Origin of the sequence: Devosia elaeis (genome assembly GCF_001650025.1) — a bacterium.
Lineage (GTDB): Bacteria > Pseudomonadota > Alphaproteobacteria > Rhizobiales > Devosiaceae > Devosia > Devosia elaeis.
In genome coordinates, this window is sequence record NZ_LVVY01000065.1 from 121,728 (window position 1) to 146,168 (window position 24,441).

Sequence of the window (24,441 nt, forward strand, 5' to 3'; positions counted from 1 at the left end):
AGTCCTTGATGGTTTAGGCCGTTCCGGCCAGGTCCTGCAGACGTGACCAGGTCACGTCCGCGATATTGAGGCCGTCAGCGACGGCACGGCGGCGCAGCTCTCGGCCGCGCTCACCGGGGATCCGCACATTGTCGAATCCTTCAGCGGGCGCTTCGCTCCGCAGCAGATCGAGAAAATCCGACACGGCAGCTAAGGGCTGGTCGATGACGATGAAGAGATCGGCCTTGGTGCAGGGCTCGGTGGAATCAAGCGTTCCCTTGACATTCCGGCCGATGGCCGAGCCGGCAAGAGCCGTCAGCAATAATTCGAAGGCCAGGCCGAGCGCATATCCTTTCGGGCCACCGAACGGCGCGATGGCACCATCGCGCGCCGCGGCGGCATCGGTCGTGGCGTTGCCGGCCGCGTCCAATGCCCAGCCCTGCGGGATGGGTGCGCCGCGATTGGCGTGATCGTGAATCTCGCCCATCGAGACGATGCTGGTGGCCGTATCCATCATGAAGACGCCATCGCCGGTGGGAAGACCAATGGCGATCGGATTGGTGCCGATCATGGCCCGACGACCGCCCCAGGGATGGACCAGGGCTTCGCTGGTGGAAAAGGCAATCAGGCACTTTCCGGCTTCGGCAACGCGATCGGCATAGAAGCCGAGCATGCCGATATGATTGGCATTGGCGACGGCGGCCACAGCCACGCCCTGGCTTGCGGAACGGTCCATCAGCGCATCGATCGCTGCCTGGGCCACGACCGGCCCGAGCCCCTGTTCGCCATCGACCTTGAGAAAGCCCGGCGCCGTCCATTCCTGCCGGCCTTTTGTAACCGGGTTGGCAACGCCGTTGCCGATCCGCTCCACCAATCGCGGCAGGCGCAACAGGCCATGCGAGGCGATGCTGCGCATTTCCGCATCGAGCAACAGGTCGCGCTGCAGCGCCGCATTGTCCGGCGGCACACCGGCGGCGGCGAGAACACGATCCGCAACGTCCTTGACTTCTTGGAGCGGCACTATGGGCATGCTTGGAACACTTTCAACTGATCGCCAGCGTTGTGGTCGCCGGCTGTAATTCACCAATCCGCGACGCGATCGGCCATGCTTTGGCGAAATGGCACGCGGCCAGGTGGTTGTCGCCCACTAACTGGAGCGAGGGTTCCTGACTTTTACAGATGTCCTGGGCGATGGGACAACGCGTGTGAAAACGGCACCCGCCGGGAATTCGGATCGGGCTGGGCGGGTCCCCGGCCAACAGGATGCGCTTCCGGCGCTTGTTGGGATGCGAAGCCGGCACAGCGGAGAGCAGCGATTCCGCGTAAGGATGTTGCGGCCCGGCGAAGAATGACGCCTTGGGCGCCAGTTCGACGATCTTGCCTAGATACATGACCGCCACCCGGTCCGCCATGTGCTTGACCGTCGCCATGTCATGCGAAATGAAGAGATAGGCAGTGCCCTTTTCCTCCTGCATGTCCTGCAGGATATTGATCACTTGCGACCGCACGGAGACGTCAAGCGCCGAGACTGGCTCGTCGGCCACGATCAGGCGGGGACCGAGGGCAAAGGCCCGGATGATACCGAGGCGTTGACGCTGGCCGCCGGAAAATTGGCGCGGCCAGCTTTCGACGTGCTTGGCGCTGAGGCCGACGGCCTGCAGAAGCTGCTCGGCGGTGCTCCGCCGCTCGGCCTTGTTGCGCACCTTGCCGTGAATGGCCAATGGTTCGGTGACGATCTCCCCCGCAGTCATGCGCGGATCGAGCGAGGAGAACGGATCCTGGAACACAAACTGGATTTCGCGCCGGATGTCTTTCAGCGCGCCCTGGGACATATGCGTGATGTCCCGTCCTTCGAAACGGATCGTGCCTTCCGTGGGATCGGTCAGGCGCAGGATGAGCCGCGACACGGTGGACTTGCCACATCCGGATTCGCCGACCAGGGCCAGCGTCTCCCGCTCGGCCAGCGAGAAACTGACGCCATCGACCGCGCGCACCGAGCCGCCGAAGATTTTCCTGACGTCGGTGACTTCAAGCAGCTTGTTCATCGGCCGTGCTCCTTGCCCAGCAGGCCACCCGTTGATGGGGCGCCACGGTTTCGAGTTGAGGGACAAGACGATCACATTCGGGACGCCGCTCAGGGCAACGCGGATGGAACGAACAACCGGCCGGCATGTCCGAGATATGAGGTACGGCACCGCCAATGGCCGGCAGACGGTGCTGCTGCTCCATCTCGATCGTCGGTGTGGCGTTGAGCAGGCCGATCGAATAGGGGTGCTGGGTATTGTCGAACAGCGCCCCGACACCGGCCTCCTCGACCACCCTGCCCCCATACATCACGTTCACCCGGTCGGCGATTTCTGCAACGACGCCGAAATCGTGGGTGATGATGATGATGGCCAGGTCGAGTTCCTTCTGCTTGGCGCGCAGAAGATCCAGGATTTGCGCCTGAATGGTCACGTCCAGGGCGGTGGTCGGCTCGTCGGCGATCAGCAGTTTCGGCTCGCAGGCCAGCGCCATGGCAATCATGACGCGCTGACGCATGCCTCCGCTCATTTCATGCGGAAAATTGTCGATGCGCCGATGCGGATCGGGAATGCCGACCGAATCCAGTTGCTCTATCGCTCGGGCGCGCGCCGCCTTCTTGGACAGGCCGAGATGCTTGCGCAGGGGCGCCGCGATCTGATCGCCCACGCGCATGACCGGGTTGAGCGCCGTCATGGGCTCCTGGAAAATCATCGATATCTCGTTGCCTCGCAAGCCCTCCAGCTCCTTGCGTGGCATCGTCGCCATTTCCCGACCCTCGAATGTGATCGAGCCGCCGGTGATGCGCGCAGCCGAAGGCAGAAGCCGCATCGCCGCCAGGGCACTAAGGCTTTTGCCCGAGCCGGATTCCCCGACAAGACCGAGGCATTCGCCGCGATTGACGCTGAGATTGACGCCACGAAGCGCGTCGACAGGTGCGGTTTGCGGGCCGAATGCGACCTTCAAATCGTGGATGGTGAGGATAGGGTTGTTCATCGCACAGTCCGATCCGGGTCAAGACGATCCCGAAGGGCGTCGCCGAGAATGTTGAACGACAGCACCGTCAGGGTGATGGCGAGGCCGGCGAAGAGAGCAGGAAGGGGCGAACCGAAGATGTTCTGCACCCCATAGCGCACGATGTTGCCCCAGGACGGCGCCGGCGGTTGAGCGCCGAGGCCGATGAAGCTGAGGGTCGCTTCCATGCGGATGGCGGAGCCAATCCAGATCGTCGTCATCACCACCAGGGGGCCGGCGATATTGGGCAGGACGTGGCGCAGGATGGTCGAATAGGACGGTCGCCCCATGGCGATGGCCGCATCGACATATCCTTCCTGGCGCACCGAGAGCGCCGAGGCCCGCGACAACCTGATGAAACTGGGAATGAGCGCGAACGAGATCGCTATCGAAAGATTGACGATGCCGGGGCCGAGCAGAGCCACGACGAGTACCCCGAGCAGCAGCGGGTCGAACGACATCATCATGTCGGTCACACGGCTGACAATACGCTCGGTCCAACCCCCGAAATAGGCGGCAGTGGTGCCCATGGTGATGCCGACGATCGCCGCGATGAGTGGAGCGACCAGCCCGATCGTCATGGACAGGCGGGAGCCTTCGAGGATGCGCGAAAAGACGTCGCGGCCGAAATCATCCGTGCCTAGCCAATAGGTGGCGCTCGGCCCCTGGTCGCGGGCGCGGAAATTCTGCAGCAACGGATCGTGCGGCTGAATGAAGTCGCCGAACACGACCAGGATGGCGAGCATGCTCAGGAATATGATCGCAAAGGTTATGAAAATCCGGTCGAGCATCAGGCCGTCCTCACTCGTGGGTCGATCACCGCGTAAAGCAGGTCGGTCAGGAAATTGATGGCCACCACCAGCACCGAGAGGATCACGATCCCACCCTGGATCAGCGTGTAGTCACGCGAGGTGACGGCGCCGACCAGAAGCTGGCCCACTCCGGGCCGATTGAACACCAGCTCGATGGCGATGGTCCCGCCCAATGTCGCGATCGTCGACAGCGACAGATGCGTGGTGACCGGCAGGAGCGCGTTGCGGAAGATGTGGCGCCAGATGACGTTCTGCCGGGTCATGCCGAGGGCCTCTGCGGTGCGGACATAGTCGCGTCCCGAGACATCCAGCACTGCGGTGCGTGTCAGGCGCATCATTCCGAAGCCCTTGAGCAGGCCGAGGGTGAGCGCAGGCATGGCGAGGTAACGCAGATCGAAGGCATTTTCGCCGCCGCCAAGCAGGGGAAACCAGCGAAGCGTCAGGCCGAAGAGCAGCAGGAACAGCACGCCGAGATAGAAATCCGGCAGTGCCGAGCCGAAGAAGGATGTGAGACGGGTCACGTGATCGGCGGCCTTGCCCGCCTTCATGGCGGAGAGAACACCGAGCGGAATGCCGACCAGCACACCGATAATGGTCGAGGCGATCGTGAGCGCAATGGTATAAGGCAGGTTACGCATCATGGTCTCGGTGACCGCGGCGCGATTGATCAGGCTGGTGCCGAGATCGAAGTTCAACAGCCCCCACAGGAATTCGCCATATTGAACGAAGATGGGCTTATCCAGGCCCAGCGAGCGGCGGACATTCTCGATGGTCTCGGCGCTGGCTTGGTCCCCGAGCATGGCAATGACAGGGTCGCCGGGCAAAAGGCGCATGGCGAAGAAGACGAAACTGAAGACCAGAAAGGCCGTCAGGATCGCGTCGGCCGATCGTTTCAGCACGAAGCGAAGCATGGTGATCTCCTGGGAAGGGTGGGCCCGGATCGATGGGAGGTCCGATCCGGGCCCTGGGGCCCTATTCGCTGACGCGGCGAGCGGTAGCGAATTCGTGCTGGCCGAAACCACCGACCGGCTCGTAGCCAAGGTCGATATCGCCTTGCATGACCGAGAGCAGCGGGGCCGTCTGAAGCGGATAGACCGGCATGTCGCGCAGGATTTGCAATTGCGCCTCGCGCAGCAGTTCCATCTGCTTTTCCGTGTCGGTTTCGGCGACGGCCTGAGTAACCAGATCGTCAACATTGCCGCCGACTTCCCCATAGTGGGAGAAATTGCGCAGGGCCGATGGCTTGCCCACGGCGGCCGCCTCGCTCAGGAATTCGTTGATCACCGCCGGTGCGCTGGGCGCAATGGCGGTCGAGAGTTCCACGATCGTGCCCTTATTCTCGCGAATATTGGCGTGATAGGAGGCATGGTCCTGCACTTGCAGGTTCAGGTTGATGCCGACCTGGCGGAGCATGTCCTGCACCATCAGCATGTTGGTCAGGTAATCGTCGCGCTCCGAGATGATGACGTCCATCGAGAAGCCGTCGGGATAGCCGGCTTCTGCTAGGAGTTCCTTGGCGCGCTCCGGATTGTATTCGTAGCGCAGGTCCTCGGGCGTATCCTCCGGCTGCAAGGCGCCGAAGAAGGTGGCCGGCACGATCGAGGGCAAGGGACCGCTGAGCACACCGAAGACTTCGCTCCACACGCTCTGGTCGATCGCATAGGCGATGGCCTGACGCACCCGCACGTCATCGAGCGGCTCGACATTCATGTTGAAATGCAGGAATTGCAGCGAGCCGGGCTGCAGGGTGATGATCTGGGCGTCCGGAACGGCGGCCTCGATCGAGGCAACCCATTCGGGCGTGCGATCGCCGCCGGTGGTATCGAGCTCCCCGGCGATGAAGGCGATGGTCCCGGCATTGTTGTCGGGGATGTAGCGCAGGTGCAGCTCGTCCATCGGCGGGCGGCCCAGGAAGTAGTCGTCGAAGGCCTTGAGCACCACGCGGTCCTGCGGACGATATTCCGCAAATTCAAAAGGACCGCTGCCCACCGGAGCGAAGCCGAACTGATCGCCCAATTCCTCGACCGCCTTCTTGGGCACGATGAAACGCCCGAACCCCGGTGTCAGCGCCTGGCCGTGGAAAAAGGCATTGGGGCTGTGAAGCTTGAACTTGACGGTCAGCGGATCGATCACCTCGATGGAGGCGATATCCTTGAAGCTGGCGCCGTGGACGCCGCCGAGGGCCGGGTCCATCTGCCGTTCATAGGAGAACTTGACATCCTCGGCCGACACTTCGCCATAGCCCTTGTGCCATTTGACGCCGGGGCGCAGGTAGAAGGTCCATTCGGTCCTGTCCTCGGAAATTTCCCAGCGCTCGGCGAGCTGTGGTTGCAGGTTCTCGAGGGCAAGGTCCAGGGTACCCCGCGGCGGCGCCACCAGGGAGTTGAACACCTGCAGGGCGACCGTTTCGTCGTCGCCGGTCTTGGTCAGCGCCGGATCGAGCGATCCGATATCGCGCGCACCAAGGCGGATATTGAGCGTTTCCTGTGCCAAGGCCACGCCTGTGGTCATGGCGGTGCCGGTCAGCACTATTGCGGTGGCTGCCGCGAGCAGCAGTTTGCTTCCCCAAATTCGCATGATCGTAGTCTCCTCCTCTACGGGATCATTGGATGACGATGTGGTCGACCAGGTTCTTCTTCACGAAGTCCCAGTCGTATTGGACGCCGAGCCCGGGTCCCTCCGGCACGGCGAAGCAGCCATCTGCGCCCACGGCGTCGAGCGTGTCGGAATAATCCGAGGCGTAGATGGAATTGACGGCTTGGCCACGCGAGGGACCGACCATGGCCAGTTCGTAGAAATTGGTGTTGCGGATCGCAGCCATGCAGTGGCGGTGTGCGGGGCCGTTGCCATGCAGCTCCACATCGAGCCCCATGGCTTCGGCCAGATGCGCGATCTTCATGGTGCCGGTAATGCCGATGTCGAGATCGGGATCGGCCCGCACGAAATCCGTGCCATCCAGCAACAGGACGTTGGCCATGGCTTCGACGCCGCGCACATGCTCCCCGAGCAGGATGGGCGTCTTGATCATCTCCCGCAGGCGACGATGCGCATGGGCTGCGAGGCCACCATCGCTATAGGGATCTTCATACCAGAAAAATCCGGCCTCATCGCAGGCCTTACCGACCAGGACCGCGTCGCCGAAGGTCTTCAGATGGCAGGCGCTGTCATGCATGAGCGCCATACGGCCGCCGACGCGCTTGCCCAGGGCCAGAATGGCGCCGATGTCGTTTTCGGTGCCGCCATCGGTCCAGCCGTGCATCTTGAAGGCGCGGTAGCCGAGGCCGTAGCATTCTTCGGCGAAATCGGCGAAGGCTTCGGGGCTGGCGAGGCCACCGCCCGGCCCGGCGAACCAGGTCGAGGCATAGGCGGGCAAACGCCGCGGCTTGCCGCCGAGCATCTGAGTCACCGATGCGCCGATGCGCTTGCCGGCCAGATCCCAAAGCGCATTGTCGATCTGGCAGGCGCCGATACGATCTTCCTTACGCAGATAGCGGCGGGCGATTTCGTAAATCTGCTCGCGCCCGAAAGCGTCCATCCCCAAAATCCATTTGGCGAGGAATTTTGCGTGCAGATAGGTGTCCGAGCGCCCGCCGATATATTCGCCGCGCGAGCCGTCGGCGGTTTCGATGGCGACGCCCAGACGCGTACGCGTGGTGCGCACGCCCGGCATGTCGATGCCGCCGGGATTGACGTCGAAGGCGACGTTCTCGACATCCTGCTTGAACAGGAAAAGCTCGACCTTCTTGATCGCCGATCCGCGACCGGATTCGCTTGCAGATTGTGTCATCGCCGGGCGCCTTACTGAATGGTCACGTGCTGGGTGGTCATCTTCTCGATGGCCTCCCAGTCGTAGCTGACGCCCAGCCCTGCCCCTTCGGGCACCGGGAAGGTGCCGTCGGCGCTGACATCGTCGAGCGCGTCCGAATAGCCGCAGGTATAGACAGGCGCGTTAAAATTGCCGCGAGACGGGCCGATCATCGACAATTCATAGAAATTGGTATTGCGGATCGCGGCCATGCAATGGCGATGCGCGGGACCCGGCGCGTGCAGCTCGACATCAAGACCCAAGGCTTCGGCAAAATGGGCGATCTTCATCGTCCCCGTAATACCCATGTCGAAATCGGGATCGGCCCGCACGAAATCCGTGCCATCGGCCAGGACCAATGTTGCCAGCGATTCCAGCCCACGAACATGTTCACCGAGCAGGAGCGGCGTCTTGATCAGTTCGCGCAGGCGGCGATGCGCATGCGCCGACAGGCCGCCGTCGCTATAGGGGTCCTCGTACCAGAAGAAGCCCGCCTCATCGCAGGCGCGCCCAACGGCCAGGGCGTCGGCAAAAGTCTTGAAGCTACAGGCGCTGTCATGCATCAGCGCCATACGGCCACCGACGCGTTTTCCCAGTTCAAGGACGGCGCCGATATCCTTCTCGATGCCGCCGTCAGACCAGCCGTGCATCTTGAAGGCGCGATAGCCCATTTCGTAGCATTCTTCGGCGAAATCGGCATAGGCTTCGGGAGTCGAGAGACCACCGCCATCGCCGCCGAACCATGTCGAGGCGTAGGCCTTGACCGAACGGCGTGCGCCACCCAGCAATTGAGCGACGGAGACGCCGAGGCGCTGCCCGGCAAGGTCCCAGAGCGCGCAGTCGATGACCCCCGCCCCCATCCTATCTTCCTTGCGAAGGTGACGGCGGATGTCCTCATAAGCCTGTTCACGAGCGAAGCAATCCTTGCCGAGGACGGCCTTGGCACAGGTTGCCGCCTGCGCGAGAGAATTGGCCTGCCCGCCAACATAGGCGCCGACGGCGCCGTCATTGGTTTCGATACGGACAGCGATGCGGGCGCGGCTCCCCTTGCCTTCGGGCATGTCGATACCCCCCGGCCCAACGCCCACCATAGGATAGCTGAACATCCTCAGGTCGATCCGCTTTATGAGGGTTGCGGTCGATTCCGGCATGTCGCGTGTGGCGGCCTCGGCCATATCATATATCCTCCCGTGTATCCTATAGGATTATTCTTGAGTAGGATATAGGATCGGTTTTTGCAGTGTGTCAAACGCCAAATGAGCGACGCTAACGTTTTCAATGGGAATACTATAGGATACAGGACCATCGGCCCCGCTTCCGACAGCGATAGGAGGACAAACCCTTTGGCGATTTCAACAAACCCGCCTCCGAGCAACCCTATTAAGCGGCCTCCCCGCCTCGGGGATGAGGTGTACAACACCATTTACGCGCAGCTGATGAGCCAGAAGATTCTGCCTGGCAGCCGGATTTCCATCGACAATTTGGCGCGCGAAATGGGCGTGTCACAAACGCCCATTCGCGAGGCATTGTCGCGGCTCGAAGCGCAGGGATTGGTGGTCAAGACACACTTGATCGGCTTCAGCGCCGCCAGCCAGATGGATCGCACGCGTTTCGATCAGCTCTATGAATTGCGCCTGCTGCTTGAGCCGTTCGCGGCGCGAAAGGCTGCCACTTTGATCACGACGGAGCAATTCGACACGCTCCGGCGCCTGGCAGCGGAAATGGCGGTCAGTGGACAAGGCCGGGTGAGCTATAGCGATTTTGCGCGATTGGACGGCCAATTCCACGATCTGATCGCTCTAGCCAGCGGCAACGACCTGATTCACGAAACGCTGGCCAACCTGCATACGCATATGCACCTGTTCCGCCTGTTTCATCACCAGCAGGCGGCATCCACCGCCAATACCGAGCATGCCGAGCTGATCGATGCGCTGGAAGCGCGCGATGCCGACCGCGCCGAGCAAGCCATGCGTGTGCATGTCGAACGGTCCTACGATAGGTTCAGCACGTTCTTTTCATGAGCCCGGGGGCGGCAGTGAGCATCGCCGCCCCACCCGCCGGTATTACTTGCCGGCCCGCGCCAGGAAATGATCCAAACCCGCCTGGGCGACCTGCTGGTCCTGGGCGGGCGTTCCGGAACTGACGCCTATTCCACCGACCACGGCGCCATCGATGATGACCGGCAGGCCGCCGCCAACGACCATCAAACGGCCGCCTATGGCACTGTTGATGCCATAGGCCGGCCCGCCGGGCTGGCTCACCTGACCATATTCGTGGGTGGCTCGTTTCGCCGCCGCCGCCGTATAGGCTTTGTCGATCGCGATCGTGGTGCTGGTCACCTTGCCGCCTTCCATGCGTTCGAACGCAATCAGATTGCCGCTTTCGTCGACAATGGCGATGCACATCGGGATGCCGATTTTCTCGGCTTCCGCCCGGCCGCCTTCGAGCAAGATGCGCGCGTCGTCAAGGTCCAGCCGCATTACGTTTATCATGGTCATGCCTCCACATTCTGGTTGCGCGCCTTGGCCTCGCGGCGGCGGCGGTGCAATACAGGCTCGGTATAGCCATTGGGCTGACTCGCGCCCTTGAGCACCAGTTCAAGCGCGGTCTGGAACGCGACACTCTCGCTGGGCGCGACGGCCATAGAGCGATATGCGGGGTCATGGGCGTTCTGCTCGTCGACCACGGCCGCCATGCGCGTCATCGTTTCGATGACCTGCTCTTCATTCACCAGGCCATGTTGCAGCCAGTTGGCAATATGCTGGGCGGAAATGCGCAGCGTCGCACGATCTTCCATCAGGCCGACGCCATTGATATCCGGCACTTTCGAGCAACCGATTCCCTGGTCGATCCAGCGCACCACATAGCCCAGGATGCCCTGCGCATTGTTGTCCAATTCACGCTGGACCTCGTCGGCGGAAAGGTTGCGCTTCCCGAGCAGAGGCAGGGTGAGTATGGCGTCCTGCGATGCCGGCGCCCTGCCCCGCAATTGATCCTGAACCGCAGTGACGTCGACCTCATGATAATGCAGGGCATGCAGGACGGCGGCGGTCGGTGACGGCACCCAGGCGGTGCTGGCACCGGCCTTCGGATGCCCGGCCTTGGTCGCCAGCATTTCGGCCATGGCGTCGGGTTTCGCCCACATACCCTTGCCGATCTGGCCGTGGCCGGGCAAACCGGCGGCCAGGCCGATATCGACATTGTTGTCTTCATAGGCCTGAAGCCAGGTAGCGCTGCGCATGTCACCCTTGGGCACGACGAGCCCGGCCTGCATGGAAGTGTGGATTTCATCTCCGGTCCGGTCCAGGAAACCGGTATTGATGAAAGCCAGCCGATCCTTGACCGCCCGCATCGCCGCACGCAGGTTGAGCGTCGTCCGGCGTTCTTCGTCCATCACGCCGATCTTGACGCTATTGGCGACAAGACCCAGGGCATTTTCGACCGCCTGGAACAGCCGATCGGCAAAGGCGACCTCTTCAGGGCCGTGCATCTTGGGTTTCACCACATAGACGCTGCCAGACCGGGAATTGCGCAGCCCCGTGGATTTACGGAGATCGTGCATGGCGCAAAGAACCGTCACCATGGCATCGAGAAAGCCTTCGGGGATCTCTTGGCCCTCGGCATCCAGCACCGCATCGGTTGTCATCAGGTGTCCGACATTGCGCACCAGCATGAGGCTGCGTCCCGGCAGCATGAGCTGCTGGCCGTCGGGCCCGCGATAATGGCGGTCGGCCGCCAGCCTGCGCTCGACGACACGGCCGCCCTTTTCAAATGTTTCGACGAGATCACCTCGCATCAGGCCCAGCCAATTGCGATAGACGACCACCTTGTCTTCCGCGTCCACGGCGGCCACGGAATCTTCGCAATCCTGAATGGTGGTCAGTGCCGCCTCGAGCACGATATCGGAGACGCCGGCCCGGCTTTGTGCACCGGCAGCCGTGCGGCGATCGATAACCAGCTCCACATGGATGCCGTTATGGGCGAACAGCAGCACGAGCGCATCGCCGCGTTGCGCATGCCCCTTGAAGGCGGCTTCATCGGCCAGGCTGAGCGCCCTGTCATTGTCACGGATAACCAGGCGGTTACCGGAAACGCCGTATTCGGTGACCGAGGCATGGGAGGTCCCTTGTAGCGGCAGGGCCATATCGAGGAACTCGACACCGCGACGAATGACTTCCGCGCCGCGCTCGGGATTGTAAGCCTTGCCGGCCCCGAGATTGCCGTCCGGCGGAATCGCATCGGTGCCGTAGAGCGCGTCGTAAAGACTGCCCCAGCGCGCGTTTGCGGCATTGAGCGCGAAGCGCGCATTCATCACCGGAACGACCAGTTGCGGCCCGGCGAGATTGGCGATCTCCGGATCGACATTGGCCGTGCCGATGGTCAGCGGCGCGTCGTCCGTGATCAGGTAACCGATCTCTTCCAGGAAGGCTCTATAGGCCTCTGCATCATGTGGCCTACCACGACGGGCTTGATGCCAATCGTCGATCTGCGCCTGCAGCCTGTCGCGCTTTTCCAGCAATTGCCGGTTTATCGGCCTGAGGACCTCGACGATCTCCTGAAGTCCAGTCCAGAACTGCTCCGGTGCTACATCCGTACCGGGCAGAGCTTCGGTTTCGATGAACCGGCTGAGTTCTTCGGCCACTTGCAGTCGGCCGCGCGTCGCATATGCAGTCATGATGCACCTCCGTTGCTCCGTCATAGGGACACGGAGATGCCTTCGAAACGATGGCCCCCGAGTTTTCCGCATCGTGAAAAACGATCGTGCCGGGACGCCCTGCGACGGCCCGGCATCCTGGCGTCAGCCGGCCGCTTCGGTGGCCGCAATAGCTGCCATGTTGACGATGCCGCGGCTGGTCACCGTCGGCGCCAGAATATGCGCCGGCTGATTGGTGCCCATCAGGATCGGCCCGATATGCAGGCCGTTATTGAGCTCCTTGAGCAGGGTCATCGACAGGTTTGCAGCTTCCAGATTGGGGAAGATCAGCAGGTTTGCCTCGCCGCGCAGCACCGAGTCCGGGACATAGCGGTCACGCAACTCGCTATTGACCGCCAGGTCGCCCTGCATTTCGCCCTCGACCACGAGATCGGGCGCCGCTGCCCGCAATTTGTCGAACACCTCCCGCATCTTGAGCGCGGTGTCGCCATCGCGGGATCCGAAATTGGAATAGCTCAGCAGCGCGGCGCGCGCTTCGATATTGAACCGCTTGAGATGGTCGCGGGCCTGTAGGGCAATGGCCACCAGTTCGTCTGCGCTCGGATCGATATTCACATAGGTGTCGGCGAGGAAGAACACGCCGCGGTTGAGGATGAGCATGGACAGCGCCGAAAGCTGGCTGGCCCCTGAATTCAATCCGATGATCGAGTGGATGTCGCGCGCATGTTTGATGAACCGGCCCTGCAAACCGCAGATCAGGGCGTCGGCCTCGCCGCGCCGCACGGCCAGGGCGCCAATCACGGTGGTGTTGGTGCGCACGATCGTTCGAGCGGTGTCCGGCGTAACGCCCTTGCGGCCCACCAGGGCGTGAAAATCGCCGACATAATCGCGATAGCGCGGATCGTCCTCGGGATTGATGATCTCGAAATCGGTGCCCGGACGAATGGTCAGCCCGAAGCGCTCCAGCCGGTTCTCGATCACCGAGGGGCGGCCGATCAGGATCGGCTTGCCGATGCCGTCCTCCAGGATGACTTGCGCCGCGCGCAACACCCGTTCGTCCTCGCCATCCGCAAAGGCGATGCGCTTACCGGCGCCCTGCGCCCGTTCGATCATCGGCTTCATGACCATGCCGGAGCGGAACACGAAACGCCGCAACTGGTCGCGATAAGCGTTGAAATCGGCGATGGGCCGCCTGGCCACGCCGCTATCCATGGCCGCCTTGGCGACAGCCGGCGCGATCCGCAGGATCAGCCGCTGATCAAATGGATTGGGGATCAGATAATCGGGCCCGAAGATGGCGGGTACGCCATGCGCCGTTGCCTCGAGGCCGGGCTCATGGGCCAGGCGCGCAATGGCATGCGCGGCGGCGGCCTTCATTTCCTCGTTGATGATGGTCGCGCCGCAATCGAGCGCGCCACGGAACAGAAACGGAAAACAAAGAACGTTGTTGACCTGGTTGGGATAGTCCGATCGACCGGTGCAGACCAGAGCGTCGGGCCTCGTTTCCCTGGCCAGTTCCGGCATGATTTCCGGGATCGGATTGGACAGCGCAAGGATCAGCGGGTTGGGCGCCATATCCTTCATCATTTCCGGCTTCAGGGCTCCGGCCTTGGACAGGCCCACATAGATATCGGCGCCGGCCATCACCTCGCTGAGCTCGGTCTTGTCCGTGTCCTGGGCGAAGGCGCCGCGCCAGCGATCGACCGAATTGTCGCGCTTCCTGGTCACCAGGCCTTTGCTGTCGGCAATCCAGATATTTTCGCGTTTCGCCCCTATGGCAATCAGCATGTTCATGCAGGCGATGGCCGCAGCGCCAGCGCCCGAGGTAACGATCCTGACCTGCGCGATATCCTTGCCCACCAGCTTCATGGCGTTGATTACGGCCGCCGCGACGATGATCGCGGTGCCATGCTGGTCATCGTGAAAGACCGGGATGTTCATGCGCTCGCGCAACGATTCTTCGATCTCGAAACATTCCGGCGCCTTGATGTCCTCGAGATTGATGCCGCCGAATGTCGGCTCCAGCGGCGCGACGATCTCGATGAAGCGCTTGGGATCCTGCTCGTTGACTTCGATGTCGATGCTGTCGATGCCGGCGAATTTCTTGAACAGGACCGCCTTGCCCTCCATGACCGGCTTGGAGGCCAGGGCGCCGATATTGCCCAGTCCCAGCACGGCGGTGCCATTGGAGATGACCGCTACGAGGTTCCCTTTGGAAGTGTACTTATAGGCAGCCTGGTCATCGGCGGCGATTTCCTCGCAGGGAATGGCGACGCCGGGCGAGTAGGCCAGCGACAGGTCGCGGGTATTCGCCAATGGCTTGGTGGCGACGATTTCCAGTTTTCCCGGCTTGGGAAATTCGTGGAAGTGCAAGGCGGCGTCGCGCAGGCTGGTGGTATTGGTGCTCATGTCTTTCTCCTCAGGCCCAGCCAAGCCGACCTCCGAGCGCCCGCCTGATGCGGCCGCGCCCGGCTATCGCCGTTTTGGCACTGTCATTCCTCACAGACCAAAGCACCGGCTCGCTGAAAAGCTATGCTTTTGTCGAAGTCCCGCCCATCCTAGAAGGCCGCTCCACGCCCCGCCGCCGTGCGATGCCGGTTTTCCGCGATGTGGAAAGCCGATGCGTCATCATCGCTGGCGCAAGTGGGGACGGCCTCGTACCCTATCCGTCCAGCATTCGCGCCAGGACAGAATTCATGCATCCCTTCACCCAAGCGCTCCTCGAAGCTCATCGCCAGGCGACGCCGCTTACGGACAGCGAGCATGTTCCACAGACGATCGGGGAGGCGGATGCGATCCAGTTCGAGTTCAGCGACGCCCTGGGCGGACATGGCGGATGGAAAATGACGCCATGGTCCTCTGCCGAGGCGATGCTCGCCGCCCCAATCCCACAGGCCTGGATGGGCCAATCCGGCGCTGTCATCAGGCCGGAGCCAGGCTCTCGCCTGGAGGTTGAGTTCGCGTTGTTGCGCGGCGAGGGCGATTGGCAGGTTTGCCTTGCCTTCGAATTCCTGCAGTCCCGTCTTGCTGGGCAGGATTGGTCTTCGTCGGCCCGTCGCGCCGACCTGCTTTCGGCGGGCGGTGTGGTGCAGGGCGCAGCACATCCGATCGGGGCGTTGGCCGCCGGCGACGGACAATTGCGTCTGATCCATGCCGACAATCCGGCGGAGAGTGTGACGACTACATTCGATCCGACTTCATTGCTGGCGGCCGCGAACTGGCTCGAAAGTCATGCAGCCGAGCTCGTACGGCCCCTGCTGCCGGGCATGGTGGTGATCACCGGCGCGCGGATCGGTCCTTTACCGCTCGCGGACGGCACCTATAGCGCGTCCTGGCAGGGGCTCGATGACGTGACGATGACAATTTCCGGATACAGCGGCTGAGTAACCCACCTGCGAACGGAAATTCCGGCCTTGAGGCCAAATGCCCCCTGCCCGAAGTGGCCTCAGGCGCTAAGGTAGGCTCAGCGATTCAATGCCATGAGTTTCCTATGCAGCCCTCCCGCGACATTTCCCGTCTCATCGAAATCATGGCGGCGCTCCGCAACCCCGATGGCGGTTGCCCCTGGGATCTGGAGCAGGATTTCCGGTCCATTCGCCATTACACGATCGAGGAGGCCTATGAGGTGGCCGATGCGATCGAGCGGGAAGATTTTGCCGATCTGCGGGAGGAATTGGGTGATCTGCTCCTGCAGCCGATCTATCACGCCCAGATGGCCAAGGAAGGAGGCCATTTCGACATTGGCGACGTGGTCTATGCGGTCACCGAGAAACTGATCCGCCGGCACCCCCATGTCTTCGGCGATGTGACTGCCGACGGCGCCGGAGATGCTCAGGAGCGCTGGGAGGCGATAAAGGCGAAGGAACGCGCCGCCAAGGCCGAGCGCAAAGGCGATTCCGAGCCATCCCTGCTGGATGATGTTCCGCAGGTTTTGCCCGCCTTGGCGCGCGCCGAGAAGCTGACCAGGCGCGCCGCCAAAGTCGGTTTCGACTGGCCGGACCTGCCGGCCGTTCGCGCCAAGGTCGAGGAAGAGCTGGCCGAGGTCGCCGAGGTTGAAGCCAGCGGCGATGAGGGCGCGCTGCGCGAAGAGATTGGCGACCTGCTTTTCGCGGTCGCCAATCTGGCGCGCAAGGCCGGTGTTGATCCGGAAGCCGCCCTGCGCGACGCCAACAGCAAGTTTACCCGGCGGTTCCACCATGTCGAGGCGCGCTGCCGCGAAGAAGGTATCGAGCCCACCTCGGCCGGACTGGAGCGCCTGGACCGCTATTGGAACGAGATTCGCGCCCGCGACCGCCGCGCCTAGAGATCGGCCGCCGAAATCCTGCCGTTGAAGCGTTCGAGGAATTCCGTGCGATGGCGGGGATCGATCCGAACGACGAAGTCCGAACCCTGCTCGGTCGGTTCTTCCCGGGCGATCACCTCGGCATGGCTATGCAGCCAGCCGATATCGCTGCCGGCAGCGTGCGGTACATGCACATTATACGTGCGGCTCTGCTCGCCGAGCGCTTTCTCGATTTCCAGCAGCAGGGCATCCAGCCCCTGCCGCGTATGCGCTGAAACCGGCACACTGGCGATGACCTTGCCCGCCGGCACCGCGGCAAGAGCCAGGTCCGTTTCGTCCAGCAGGTCGATCTTGTTCCAGACCTCGATGATCGAGGTCGTCTCGGCCGACACGCCCAATTCATCCAGCACGTTCAATACGTCCTGAGCCTGTGCGGCGTGATCGGGGTTGGCGATGTCGCGCACATGCAGAATAATATCGGCGTCGATGACTTCCTCGAGAGTGGCGCGGAATGCGGCGACCAGGTCATGCGGCAAATCGGCGACGAAACCCACCGTGTCGCTCAGCATCACCTCGCGGCCATGAGGCAATTCGATCTTGCGAACCGTGGTGTCCAGGGTCGCGAACAGCAGGTTTTCGGCGAACACGCCGGCCCCGGTCAGCCGATTGAACAGGCTGGACTTTCCAGCATTGGTATAGCCGACCAGTGCGACCACCGGGATCTGGGCGCGGGTGCGCCGCCGGCGCTGCTGCGCGCGGGTCTTCTTCACCTTTTCCAGCCGATCTTCCAGCAAGGCGATACGGTCGCCGATCTGGCGACGGTCGCTTTCGATCTGGGTTTCGCCGGGACCACCCATAAATCCCATGCCGCCGCTGCCGCGCTGGCGTTCCAAGTGGGTCCAGGAGCGCACCAGACGCCCCTTCTGATAATTCAGATGGGCCAGCTCGACCTGCAACACGCCCTCGCGTGTCGCGGCGCGCTCGCCGAAGATTTCGAGGATCAACGCCGTACGGTCCAGCACCTTGGTGCCGGTTTCGCGCTCCAGGTTGCGTTGCTGGATGGGAGACAGCGCCGCATCGATGAGTAGCAGGTCGATCTCATCGGCCTTGACGCGGGCAGCCAGGGTTTCCACGTGCCCCGCCCCAAGATAGGTGGCGGGCCGGATTTCCCTGACCTTGACGATTTCGGAGAAGATGACGTCCAGGCGAATGGCGCCGGCCAGCCCTTCGAACTCGGCCAGCCGTGCATCTATGTCATGATGGGTGGATTTTCCCCGTATATCGGGGCAGACGAGCCCAACGCGCGTCGGCACTTCTTGCCGATCGATATAGGGCTTGGGGCCGCCGGGGGCGTCTCCATCCTCGTAAAATTCACCCATGTAAATCCGTCAGTCGTGGTCGTTGCTTTGCTCGGGGTCAAACAGCTGGATCGGTGCGCCCGGCATGATCGTCGAGATCGCGTGCTTATAGACCAATTGCGACTGCGCGTCACGACGCAGCAGCAGGCAGAAATTGTCGAACCAGGTGATGACGCCCTGAAGCTTGACGCCGTTCACCAGGAAAATGGTGACCGGGACCTTCTGCTTTCTGACGTGATTGAGAAAGGAATCCTGCAGGTTTTGCTGCTTTTCGCTAGCCATTTGTGGCCTCTTTTGCCGCGGCATTGATTGTCGCTGTTGTTGTCGCAATCGCTTGCGCCCCGGACACGAGGGACTGCCGCCCAGTCCTTAACGTCCGGATTTATCATGCTTAAGCACTATGGCACAGATGCACTGACCTGCCTACCCGCTGCAAGCGCATGACGCCCCGCTATCTCGCCAGGCCTTCATAGGCCCAGCGACTTGATCTTGCGATGCAGGGCACTGCGTTCCATGCCGACGAATTCCGCCGTCTTGGAAATATTGCCGCCGAACCGCTCGATCTGCGCCAGCAGATATTGCCGCTCAAACACTTCTCGCGCCTCCCGCAGCGGCAGGCTCATCAGATGCGCGGAGGCATCTGTGTCGCCTACGGTGGGCAGCACCTCGCCGATATCGGAAGGCAGCATGGTGGCGGTGATCACGCCGTCCTCGGGCTGCTGATCTTTCATCAGGATGAGCAGGCGCTCGATGGAATTGCGCAATTGCCGCGCATTTCCCGGCCATTCCTGTGCCTGGAGCACGGCCATGGCATCCGAACCGATGGTGAGCCGCTGCAGGTTGTGCATGCGGCAGACCTGGTCGATGAAGACCTGGACCAGTGGCGGCACGTCCTCGCGGCGATCACGCAACGGCGTCAGGGGTAGCGGCACGATCGACAGACGATGGAAAAGATCAGACCTGAACTCGCCGGCCTCGATCTGGGCGGCGACATTCTGCGAGCTTGAGGAAATGATGCGCACGTCGATTGGCACCGCCTGCGAGCCGCCGACGCGGTTGAAACGGTTTTCCACCAGCGTCCGGAGAAGCGTGGTCTGCACCTGCTGTGGGAGCGTGGTCACTTCGGACAGGTAGAGCGTGCCGCCATGCGCGCGCTCGAGTGCGCCGACCTCCACTTTCAGCAGACCGTTCTTCTCGCGCGCTTCACGGCCGAACAGCACGACGGGCACCTCGTCCGGCGCGTAGAGGGAGGCGTTGATTTCCACAAAGGGCGCGTTGGTGCGCGGACTGCGCTGATGAATCAGGCGCGCGACCAGCCCTTTGCCCGCTCCGGAGGGACCCGAAACGAAGATGCGCGAATTGGTGGGCGCGGATTTCTCGATGATGGCCTTCACCTGCTGAAGGGCCGGCGAGGTTCCCACCATGTCGGCGCTCTTGCTCGCCGAGCGTTCCTTGAGCTCCGCCACCTCGCTGCGCAGCCGCGTGGCCTCCATGGCCCGCTGGGTGATGTGCAGCAGCCGGTCGATCTTGAAGGGCTTCTCGATATAATCATAGGCGCCGCGGCGGATCGCGGAGACGGCGGTTTCGACATTGCCGTGCCCCGAGATCATGACCACGGGCATGTCGGGGTGCTGGCTCTGGAACACGTCCAGCAATTGTAGCCCGTCCAGGCGGGAGCCCTGCATCCAGATGTCGAGAAAGACCAGGCTTGGACGGCGGCGTGCAATCTCATTGAGCCCGCTATCGGCATCGTGTGCCTGCCGGGTCTCAAAACCTTCGTCCTCGAGGATGCCCGCGATCAGGTCGCGGATGTCGTCCTCGTCGTCAATAATCAGAATATCCAAAGCCATTTATTTATGAACAACCGCGGAAAGCTGCGGCTCCTCCTTGTGGGTCGACGTGGTGTCCGCCAATGCGGCGCCGTCCTCGCTGGTGGTCATTGCAGGTGAATGCAAAGGAAGGGTGAAGGTGACACATGCCCCCACCCTGCCCTGCGGGTCGGGTTCCGCGTCGATGAGCTCAACGATGCCGCCATGCTGCTCGATGATCCTGGCCACGATGGCCAGGCCAAGGCCGGTGCCCTTTTCGCGCGTGGTCATATAAGGTTCGAGCAATCGTTGCCGGTTTTCGCCGGGCCAGCCCTTGCCGTTGTCCGAGACGGAAACACGGGCATTCTTGCCCTCGATATGGGCCTCCACGCTTATGGTTGGCTGCCAGCCCTCGGACAAAGGGATGCCCTCGAAAGCCTCGACGGCATTCTTGATCAGGTTTGTCAGCACCTGGGAAACCAGCCGGTTGTCGAACCAGGCATGGATGGCATCGTCGGGCAGCAGGGTGACGATATTCACCTCCGGCAGACGGACGCTTTCCAGGAACACCGCCTGACGCACGGTGTCGCTGAGATCGGCCATTTCAGGCGCGGATTCCGGCATGCGGGCGAAGGCGGAGAATTCGTCGACCATGCGGCCGATATCGCCCACCTGGCGCACTATGGTGTTGATGCATTTGTCGAACACCTCGCGATCATCCTCCAGCTTGTTGCCATAGCGGCGGCGCAGTCGTTCGGCGGAAAGCTGGATCGGGGTCAGCGGATTCTTGATTTCGTGGGCAATGCGCCGGGCCACGTCGGCCCAGGCGCTGGTGCGCTGGGCGGATTCGAGGTCGGTGATATCATCGAAAGTCAAAACGTAGCCCTTCGACTCGGTGATCGATCCCTCCCGGGTGAGCTGCACCTGATAGATGCGCCGGTCGGTTTCATTGCCCAGCTGGATCTGATCACGCACCTGCCCGCGGCGGGCCGAACGCGCCTTTTCCATGGTGGGTGCGATTTCCGGCAGGATGGCCTCCATCCGCTCGCCCATGAGTTCGATTTCGGACTTGTCCAGCATTTCACAGGCGCGGGCATTGACCAGTGTTACCGCCCCGAATGGATCAAGGCCGATAATGCCGGCGGACACGCCTTCCACCACCGCCTCGGTGAACTGGCGCCGCTTTTCATTGACCTCATTGGCCTTGAGCAATTCCTCGCGCTGCGTCTTGAGCTGCTGGGTCATGCGGTTGAAACCGTTGGACAGGTCGCGCAGGTCGCCCCGCCCCTCCTGCACCGGAACCTGCACATCAAGGTCTCCGCTACTGACGCGGCGGGATGCGATCATCAGGTTCCTGATCGGATCGACGAAGCGGTTGGCCAGGGCGATGCCGATCCAGAGGGCGGCGAGCAGCAGCACGACCGCGAGGCCGACATACATGATGGCAAAGGTGATCTGGAACACGAGGCGGTTCGATGCATATTGCCGGTATTCCGTTATATTTTCGTCGGTTAGCCGCATATATTGCAGCACTTCCGCATCTACGGGCCGAACGACGAACAAAAAGGTTTCGTCATAGCCGCGGAGCTTGACGATCGAGCCTATGAATTGGGTTGATCCCGGCGCAATCTGGGTTGGGATACCCTCGACCACGCCATCGGTCACGCCTGGTGGCGGCCGGGGATAGGCGCCGCCTGCGCTGATCTGCGCGCGCATGATTTCATTGCCATTCCCATCCAGCAGTGAGGTGAATGGTAGCGAGCGCGTTACCGCCAGGGCGGTGAGGATGCGTTCGAAGCGCTGCGGGTCGCTCTCGAAGGTACTGTGGGCCTGCTCCAACTCGGTAGCGACCCAGATGATGTCGTCGCGCAGCACCTGGGCATGCTCGAGCATGTAGGAGCGTGCCACCAGGCGCGAGCTTTCCACCATGGCGCGGGTGCGGTCGGAGAACCACTGATCCAGCCCCTGATTGAGAGCGATGGTTGCGACCACGGCAACCAGAGCTGCCGGCACGGCAGCCACGAAGGCGAACATGGCCACCATGCGCAGCTGCAGTCCTGCCCCAGGGGCGCGCTGCATACGGGCCTGGAGCAACAGGACCGTCTCGGTGACCACCAGGGCGATCACCAGCAGCACCAGGATGCCCGTGACGATCCAGATAATAGTCCAGACCACGGGCGATGGCTCGATCCCAGTGGTCCCCGACAGAATCAGGAAGGACATGGTCGACATCAGCACCGACGCGAAGACCACGCCGAAGCCGAGCACGCGCAGGGCGCGATTCTGCTCCATGCCGAGCAGCGGCAAACGCCGCGGCCGCGCCTTGGCCAGACGTTCGCTCGCCTGTTCTTCAGTGGCTGCGACCAGATCGGCCATAAACCGCAAAAACCTCCGCTTCGCCAATGCCGACCCGGCACCTCATCCAATCGCTCTACATAGGGACGCGATGGATGGAAGGCGAAGCCTGACCCAATTCGGCCAACCCTTCAAGATAATTGTTGCTAAAATGTGACACTGTGCGGAGGCGAGGGTAATCAGCTCCCTGCTCGCCAGCCGCGCCTGTCCTGCTTTAGCCGCATCACGAAGCCAATCACCTCGGCGACGGCCTTGAAGTGCTCGGTGGGGATATCCTCGTCAATATCGACGGACGCGAACAGCGCTCGGGCAAGCGGCGGATTTTCGACGATGGGCACATCATGCTCGTCGGCCAGGGCGCGGATACGCAGCGCCACGGCATCGGCACCCTTCGCGACGCATTTCGGCGCACCCATGGACTTGTCGTATTTCAGCGCAACGGCGAAGTGGGTCGGGTTGGTGATGACGACGGTCGCATCCGGCACGGCGGCCATCATGCGCTTGCGAGCCCGCTCCTGGCGCAATTGGCGGATACGGCCCTTTACATGCGGGTCGCCCTCCATCTGCTTGTACTCTTCGCGCGTCTCCTGCACCGTCATCATCTGGCGTTTCCACCATTTCTGCCGCACGTAGAAATAGTCGGCGACGGCGATAGCAGTGACGATCGCCAGCGTTGCGGCGAAGATTTTAATGCCGATTTCCTGGAAATCGAGCAGGATCAACAAGGGCTCGGCGGTCATCATCGTGTCGAGCCGGTCCCGCTCCGGCCAGCAGACAACGACGACGACCGTTCCGACCACGGCGATCTTGAACAGGCCCTTGCCGAAATTGACCAGCGCTTCGGAGGAAAAGAGCCGCTTGGCGCCTGAAATCGGAGAAATCTTGGATAGTTTCGGGGTGATCGGTTCAATCGACCAGACGGGACGATGCTGGATCAGATTGGCGACGACGCCGCAGACATAGAGCACCGAGAGTGGCGCAAAGACGACGAGCAGCAAACTCAGCGCCAGCCCGTTGAAGAATTGCGAGAAGCCGGCCCCGGTGACGTCGAACTGATCGGCGTTCATGATGACAAGGCCCAGGGACGTGCTGAGATTGGCGCTGACCCACGGCGCCATCATCGAAAAAATGACGGCCGATCCCAGCAGCATGAACCAGGTCGTCACCTCCTGGCTTTTGGCGACATCGCCCTTCTTATGGGCGTCTTCGAGCTTCTTTTGGGAAGGATCTTCTGTTTTGGAGTCCTGCTCGGGGGCGTCGCTGGACATCGCTCAGCCCCTCCACATGGCCAGGTGGTTCTCGAAAGCGGTGAGATACCAGCCCATCATCATAGTGAGCAGAATGGCGAAAAGCAGCAGCCCGACAATGATATTGGCGGGCATCAGCACGAAATAGACCTGCAATTGCGGCATCAGCCGCGCCAGGATGCCGGCACCGAGATTGAAGACCAGGCCGAACACGATGAAGGGCGCCGCCATCTGCACACCCACCATGAACGCTCCAGCCACCGTGCGGATCGCCAATTGCATGGCATCCTCGAACATCAGCGGGTCGGCAGGACCGAAAACCATATAGCTGTCATAGATGGCCGCCAGCGCGACATGATGCAGGTCGGTAGCGAAGATCAGGGTGACGCCGAGAAAAGACAGAAAGCTGGCAAAGACCGCGCTTTGCATGCCGCTCATGGTCGGATCGGCCGCAAGCGCGCCCGACAACCCGGTCTGGAACGCGACAATGGCCCCGGCGACCTGCGTAGCCATCACAGTGATGCGAACGATGGCGCCGATCATCAGGCCGACGGCGAGCTCATGCCCCAGCAGCCCGACCATGCCGCCGAGATCGGCGGGCATGGCCGGAATGACATCACTAAGCAGCGGGAAAAGCACGAGGGTGAAGGCCAGCGCGAAGGCGAGGCGCAGGCGCATAGGGATCATCTGTTCGCCCAGGGCCGGCATCAGCATCATCATCGCCCCGATCCGGGCGAACAGAATGATGTAGGTGAAGGCGGTGGCCGGGAGCCAGTCCAGGGCGATGGTCACCTCAGGACCCCATGATGATCATGTCCACCACCCGGTCCATATAGGCCGCCATGGTCGCGCCCAGAAAGGGCAGCGCAATCAACATGGTGACGAAAATGGCGATGATCTTGGGCACGAAAACCAGCGTCATTTCCTGGATTTGCGTGAGCGCCTGAAACAGCGCGATGACCACGCCGACAAGCAGCCCCACCAGCATCATCGGCAGGGAGACAATCAGCAGGGTCCAGATACCCTGTGTGGCGATATCGAGCACTTCGGCGCCGGTCATGGCGGGGCTTCCAATGGAATCACATGCCGATCCTAACCCAAACCC

General features: G+C 62.2%; 21 protein-coding genes. 3 read left to right on the forward strand and 18 right to left on the reverse strand.

All coding sequences use genetic code 11. The features are described from left to right. Window positions 1-13: 13 nt before the first annotated feature. The 8 genes from A3840_RS19600 to A3840_RS04635 form a co-directional block, all read right to left on the reverse strand. Window positions 14-1,009 carry an Ldh family oxidoreductase gene (locus A3840_RS19600; RefSeq protein ID WP_067452587.1) on the reverse strand — a complete coding sequence of 332 codons (996 nt, stop codon included), beginning with the start codon at window positions 1,007-1,009 and terminating at the stop codon, window positions 14-16. 13 nt (window positions 1,010-1,022) lie between these two features. Further along, window positions 1,023-2,024 (reverse strand): ABC transporter ATP-binding protein, encoded by a 1,002-nt coding sequence (locus tag A3840_RS04605; RefSeq protein ID WP_067452591.1) that lies wholly within the window; start codon window positions 2,022-2,024, stop codon window positions 1,023-1,025. After that, the gene (locus tag A3840_RS04610; RefSeq protein ID WP_067452594.1) at window positions 2,008-2,997 is read right to left on the reverse strand and encodes an ABC transporter ATP-binding protein; all 990 of its coding nucleotides are present in this window, start codon (window positions 2,995-2,997) and stop codon (window positions 2,008-2,010) included. The genes A3840_RS04605 and A3840_RS04610 overlap by 17 nt, the downstream gene beginning before the upstream one ends. Beyond that, window positions 2,994-3,806: an ABC transporter permease gene (locus A3840_RS04615; RefSeq protein WP_082903650.1), complete on the reverse strand. Its 813-nt coding sequence runs from the start codon at window positions 3,804-3,806 to the stop codon at window positions 2,994-2,996. The genes A3840_RS04610 and A3840_RS04615 overlap by 4 nt, the downstream gene beginning before the upstream one ends. Next, entirely contained in the window at window positions 3,806-4,738 is a 933-nt protein-coding gene (locus A3840_RS04620) for an ABC transporter permease (RefSeq protein WP_067452597.1), read from the reverse strand. The genes A3840_RS04615 and A3840_RS04620 overlap by 1 nt, the downstream gene beginning before the upstream one ends. A gap of 61 nt (window positions 4,739-4,799) precedes the next feature. Then, window positions 4,800-6,404: an ABC transporter substrate-binding protein gene (locus tag A3840_RS04625; RefSeq protein ID WP_067452600.1), complete on the reverse strand. Its 1,605-nt coding sequence runs from the start codon at window positions 6,402-6,404 to the stop codon at window positions 4,800-4,802. A 25-nt stretch (window positions 6,405-6,429) separates the two neighbouring features. Beyond that, on the reverse strand, window positions 6,430-7,614 hold the full coding sequence (locus A3840_RS04630) for an enolase C-terminal domain-like protein (RefSeq protein ID WP_067452603.1): 1,185 nt from the start codon (window positions 7,612-7,614) through the stop codon (window positions 6,430-6,432). 11 nt (window positions 7,615-7,625) lie between these two features. Beyond that, window positions 7,626-8,807 carry an enolase C-terminal domain-like protein gene (locus A3840_RS04635; RefSeq protein WP_245676547.1) on the reverse strand — a complete coding sequence of 394 codons (1,182 nt, stop codon included), beginning with the start codon at window positions 8,805-8,807 and terminating at the stop codon, window positions 7,626-7,628. A 168-nt stretch (window positions 8,808-8,975) separates the two neighbouring features. Here A3840_RS04635 and A3840_RS04640 point away from each other — a divergent pair, with 168 nt between their 5' ends. Continuing rightward, window positions 8,976-9,653 (forward strand): GntR family transcriptional regulator, encoded by a 678-nt coding sequence (locus tag A3840_RS04640; protein ID WP_281180543.1) that lies wholly within the window; start codon window positions 8,976-8,978, stop codon window positions 9,651-9,653. Window positions 9,654-9,695: 42 nt separating this feature from the next. Here A3840_RS04640 and A3840_RS04645 read toward each other — a convergent pair whose 3' ends face one another. The 3 genes from A3840_RS04645 to A3840_RS04655 all read right to left on the reverse strand — a co-directional run bounded on the left by A3840_RS04645 (window position 9,696) and on the right by A3840_RS04655 (window position 14,695). Continuing rightward, window positions 9,696-10,124 carry a GlcG/HbpS family heme-binding protein gene (locus A3840_RS04645; RefSeq protein WP_067452606.1) on the reverse strand — a complete coding sequence of 143 codons (429 nt, stop codon included), beginning with the start codon at window positions 10,122-10,124 and terminating at the stop codon, window positions 9,696-9,698. A 2-nt stretch (window positions 10,125-10,126) separates the two neighbouring features. After that, entirely contained in the window at window positions 10,127-12,307 is a 2,181-nt protein-coding gene (locus A3840_RS04650; protein ID WP_067452610.1) for a malate synthase G, read from the reverse strand. Window positions 12,308-12,430: 123 nt separating this feature from the next. Beyond that, a complete protein-coding gene (locus A3840_RS04655) occupies window positions 12,431-14,695 on the reverse strand; it encodes an NADP-dependent malic enzyme (RefSeq protein ID WP_067452612.1) in 2,265 nt (754 codons plus the stop codon). A gap of 287 nt (window positions 14,696-14,982) precedes the next feature. Between A3840_RS04655 and A3840_RS04660 the strand changes: the two genes are divergently transcribed. Further along, window positions 14,983-15,669, forward strand: coding sequence for a hypothetical protein (locus tag A3840_RS04660; protein WP_131798248.1), 687 nt, complete (start codon window positions 14,983-14,985; stop codon window positions 15,667-15,669). A gap of 107 nt (window positions 15,670-15,776) precedes the next feature. Further along, the gene (mazG, locus tag A3840_RS04665; RefSeq protein WP_067452618.1) at window positions 15,777-16,589 is read left to right on the forward strand and encodes a nucleoside triphosphate pyrophosphohydrolase; all 813 of its coding nucleotides are present in this window, start codon (window positions 15,777-15,779) and stop codon (window positions 16,587-16,589) included. Here mazG and hflX read toward each other — a convergent pair. The 7 genes from hflX to fliQ all read right to left on the reverse strand — a co-directional run bounded on the left by hflX (window position 16,586) and on the right by fliQ (window position 24,396). Then, on the reverse strand, window positions 16,586-17,947 hold the full coding sequence (gene hflX, locus A3840_RS04670; protein WP_082903653.1) for a GTPase HflX: 1,362 nt from the start codon (window positions 17,945-17,947) through the stop codon (window positions 16,586-16,588). The genes mazG and hflX overlap by 4 nt on opposite strands. Window positions 17,948-17,956: 9 nt before the next feature. Then, the gene (hfq, locus tag A3840_RS04675) at window positions 17,957-18,208 is read right to left on the reverse strand and encodes an RNA chaperone Hfq (RefSeq protein ID WP_067452621.1); all 252 of its coding nucleotides are present in this window, start codon (window positions 18,206-18,208) and stop codon (window positions 17,957-17,959) included. A gap of 185 nt (window positions 18,209-18,393) precedes the next feature. Beyond that, window positions 18,394-19,776 carry a nitrogen assimilation response regulator NtrX gene (gene ntrX / locus A3840_RS04680; protein WP_067452622.1) on the reverse strand — a complete coding sequence of 461 codons (1,383 nt, stop codon included), beginning with the start codon at window positions 19,774-19,776 and terminating at the stop codon, window positions 18,394-18,396. Continuing rightward, a complete protein-coding gene (locus A3840_RS04685) occupies window positions 19,777-22,110 on the reverse strand; it encodes a sensor histidine kinase NtrY-like (protein WP_082903654.1) in 2,334 nt (777 codons plus the stop codon). Window positions 22,111-22,268: 158 nt separating this feature from the next. Continuing rightward, window positions 22,269-23,357 carry a flagellar biosynthesis protein FlhB gene (gene flhB / locus A3840_RS04690; protein WP_067452625.1) on the reverse strand — a complete coding sequence of 363 codons (1,089 nt, stop codon included), beginning with the start codon at window positions 23,355-23,357 and terminating at the stop codon, window positions 22,269-22,271. 3 nt (window positions 23,358-23,360) lie between these two features. Next, window positions 23,361-24,128 (reverse strand): flagellar biosynthetic protein FliR, encoded by a 768-nt coding sequence (fliR, locus tag A3840_RS04695; RefSeq protein WP_067452628.1) that lies wholly within the window; start codon window positions 24,126-24,128, stop codon window positions 23,361-23,363. 1 nt (window position 24,129) lies between these two features. Then, entirely contained in the window at window positions 24,130-24,396 is a 267-nt protein-coding gene (fliQ, locus tag A3840_RS04700) for a flagellar biosynthesis protein FliQ (protein ID WP_067452631.1), read from the reverse strand. Between the last annotated feature and the right edge of the window lie 45 nt (window positions 24,397-24,441).